This window comes from Flavobacterium sp. (genome assembly GCF_036741995.1).
In the GTDB taxonomy this organism is placed as follows: Bacteria; Bacteroidota; Bacteroidia; order Flavobacteriales; family Flavobacteriaceae; genus Flavobacterium.
Genome location: NZ_DAINRG010000091.1, coordinates 1 through 3,533 on the forward strand (window position 1 = coordinate 1; position 3,533 = coordinate 3,533).

Below are 3,533 nucleotides of genomic sequence, written 5' to 3' on the forward strand. Positions count from 1 at the left end.
CCTAAAGCCAACTCTCCGTTTTGCGTTGCATATCCTTCACAAAGTACTTGTCCTAATTTCACTCTGTCCCCTTTTCTAACGATTGGTTTCAGGTTGATAGACGTACTTTGATTCGTTTTTCTGAATTTGATCAAGTTATACGATTTCTCATCCGGGTCAAAACTTACCATTCTTTCCTCTTCGGTTCTGTCGTATTTGATAGTAATCATGTTGGCATCAACGTACTCTACAGTTCCGTTTCCTTCCGCATTGATTAATACTCTTGAGTCAGACGCCACTTGACGCTCTAAACCGGTTCCTACGATTGGTGCTTCAGGACGTAACAATGGTACAGCCTGACGCATCATGTTGGAGCCCATCAACGCACGGTTCGCATCATCATGCTCCAAGAAAGGAATCAATGAAGCCGAAATCGAGGCGATTTGGTTAGGCGCTACGTCGGTATAATGAACCTGATTTGGATCAACAACCGGGAAGTCTCCTTCTTCACGGGCAATAACTTTGTCCGCCGTGATTTTTCCTTTAGCATCCATTTCGATGTTTGCCTGCGCAATCATTTTACCTTCTTCTTCTTCTGCACTTAAATAGATTGGTTCAGAAACTAAATCTACCGTTCCGTTAGTTACTTTACGGTAAGGTGTTTCAATGAATCCCATTCCGTTAACTTTGGCGTAAACTCCAAGCGAAGAAATCAAACCAATGTTTGGTCCCTCGGGGGTTTCAATCGGACAAAGTCTACCGTAGTGGGTATAGTGAACGTCACGTACCTCGAAACCGGCTCTCTCTCTCGAAAGTCCACCTGGCCCAAGGGCAGATAATCTTCTTTTGTGTGTAATCTCAGCTAGTGGATTCGTTTGATCCATAAACTGCGATAACTGGTTCGTTCCAAAGAAAGAGTTGATCACCGATGACAATGTTTTGGCATTAATCAAATCGATTGGTGTAAACACCTCGTTATCCCTAACGTTCATTCTCTCACGGATGGTTCTCGCCATACGCGCTAAACCTACACCGAATTGTTGAGACAATTGCTCACCAACGGTTCTCACACGACGATTAGATAAGTGATCAATATCATCAATCTCAGCTTTAGAGTTGATTAATTCAATCAAATATTTCACGATGGTGATGATATCTTCTTTGGTCAAGACTTGCTTTTCCATTGGGATATCCAGGTTCAGTTTTTTGTTCATTCTGTAACGACCAACTTCACCTAAGTTATAACGTTGATCCGAGAAGAATAATTTATCTATAATACCACGAGCGGTTTCTTCATCAGGCGGTTCTGCATTACGCAATTGTCTGTAGATATGCTCAACGGCTTCTTTTTCTGAGTTGGTTGGGTCTTTTTGTAACGTGTTATGGATGATAGCATAATCACCTTGATTCGCATCTTCTTTGTGTAACAAAATAGATTTAACGTTAGAATCAATGATTTCTTCCACATTATCTTTGTCGATAATGGTATCTCTATCAAGGATGATTTCGTTACGTTCGATAGAAACTACCTCACCGGTATCTTCATCAACGAAATCTTCGTGCCAAGTATTCAATACTCTCGCAGCTAATCTTCTTCCAACATATTTCTTAAGACCGGTTTTTGAAACTTTGATTTCTTCTGCAAGGTCAAATATTTCAAGGATGTCCTTATCTCTTTCAAATCCGATAGCACGGAAAAGAGTGGTCACCGGTAATTTTTTCTTTCTATCGATATACGCATACATTACGCTGTTGATATCGGTAGCAAATTCAATCCATGAACCTTTGAAAGGGATAACTCTAGCAGAATACAACTTAGTACCATTAGCATGGAAAGACTGACCAAAGAAAACACCAGGGGAACGGTGCAACTGAGAAACGACCACACGCTCGGCACCATTGATAACGAATGTACCACTTGGTGTCATGTATGGAATTGTTCCAAGATAAACATCTTGTACAATGGTTTCAAAATCTTCGTGTTCCGGGTCAGTACAATATAGTTTTAGTCTGGCTTTTAAAGGCACACTATACGTTAATCCTCTTTCGATACACTCTTGAATCGTGTAACGTGGCGGGTCAACAAAATAATCTAGGAACTCCAATACAAATTGGTTTCTTGTATCAGTAATTGGAAAGTTTTCCATGAAGGTGTTGTATAACCCTTCGTTGCCTCTCTCATCCGATTTCGTTTCCAATTGGAAGAAATCTTTAAAGGATTTTACCTGAACATCCAGAAAATCCGGATACTGAGGGATGTTTTTTGTAGAGGCAAAATTCAATCTTTCAGTCTGATTTGTTATCATCAATGGACAAAATTTTGATTTAAAAAAAGTAATTTTTTGTGAAAAACACTGTTTAATCTATACTTCTTTTTATAGTCAATACATCTTTAAAAAGTTGCTGTGAAAAAAATTCCGCTCCTTTTTTTTCTTCGTATTGATTAAAAACTTTTTCGTATTTTAAACTATTAGGATAATAAAACTGTATATAATTTTATTATACGAAAAATGGTTTAGGCCCTTGGACACTTCGTCCAAGGCCTAAACCTAGTTCTAAAACCGGTGTTGGATTATTTTAACTCAACAACAGCTCCAGCTTCTTCTAAAGATTTCTTCAAACCTTCAGCTTCTGCTTTAGTAACACCTTCTTTGATGTTTGCAGGCGCGCCATCAACCATATCTTTAGCTTCTTTCAAGCCAAGACCAGTTAATTCTTTAACAGCTTTAACAACTGCTAATTTAGAAGCACCAGCATCTTTCAATACTACAGTGAATTCTGTTTGCTCTTCAGCAGCACCAGCATCACCACCACCAGCAGCAACTACTACAGCTGCAGCAGCTGGCTCGATACCATACTCATCTTTTAATATTGTAGCTAAATCATTAACTTCTTTTACTGTTAAGTTAACTAATTGTTCTGCGAATTGTTTCAAATCTGCCATTTTTTCTATCGTTTAAAATGTTCTTTAATTATTATTTTTTTAGTCTGCTCTACTTATTCTGCTGCTTCGCCTTTTTTTTCTGCATTGTTTAATAATGCGGAAATAATACGTTGCGCAGGAGATTGAAGTAATCCGATGATTTCTCCAATAACTTCTTCTTTAGATTTCAATGATGCCAAGCTATCCAAAAGGTTGTCTCCGATGTAAATTTCACCGTTGATGTAAGCTCCTTTGAAAGCTGGTTTATCTGATTTTTTTCTGAAATCTTTAATGATTTTTGCCGGTGAGTTAGCGATATCTGCAATAAAAATAGAAGAGTTTCCTTTTAATACAGATGATAAATCACCATAATCATTAGCTGAAGCTTCCATTGCTTTTCCAAGCAAGGTGTTCTTAACCACTTCTAATTTAATTCCTGCTTTAAAACAAGCTCTTCTTAAGTTTGAAGTCGTTTCTGCATCTAACCCAGAGGTGTCAGCAATATATACAATATTACTTTCAGCCAACTTTGCAGTTAAATCTTCTATCGCGATTGATTTTTCTTCTCTTGTCATAATAAAATGTGTTTAACTACCAATTATACTGCTTTAGGATCTAAAGCGATAGCAGG

At 37.9% G+C, this 3,533-nt stretch carries 3 protein-coding genes; all 3 read right to left on the reverse strand.

Features of this window, described 5'->3' with window-relative positions; translation table 11 throughout:
* Positions 1-2,285: DNA-directed RNA polymerase subunit beta (rpoB, locus tag V7D82_RS13500; RefSeq protein WP_333601478.1), on the reverse strand; the 2,285-nt coding region annotated here is incomplete at its 3' end.
* A 266-nt stretch (positions 2,286-2,551) separates the two neighbouring features.
* A complete protein-coding gene (rplL, locus tag V7D82_RS13505) occupies positions 2,552-2,923 on the reverse strand; it encodes a 50S ribosomal protein L7/L12 (protein WP_333601479.1) in 372 nt (123 codons plus the stop codon).
* A 53-nt stretch (positions 2,924-2,976) separates the two neighbouring features.
* Positions 2,977-3,477, reverse strand: coding sequence for a 50S ribosomal protein L10 (rplJ, locus tag V7D82_RS13510; protein ID WP_333601480.1), 501 nt, complete (start codon positions 3,475-3,477; stop codon positions 2,977-2,979).
* Positions 3,478-3,533 lie beyond the last annotated feature (56 nt).

Coding starts and splice junctions, on each gene's coding strand:
- rplL (WP_333601479.1), bottom strand. CDS start 2,923: ATGGCAGATTTGAAACAATTCGCAGAACAATTAGTTAACTTAACAGTA.
- rplJ (WP_333601480.1), bottom strand. CDS start 3,477: ATGACAAGAGAAGAAAAATCAATCGCGATAGAAGATTTAACTGCAAAG.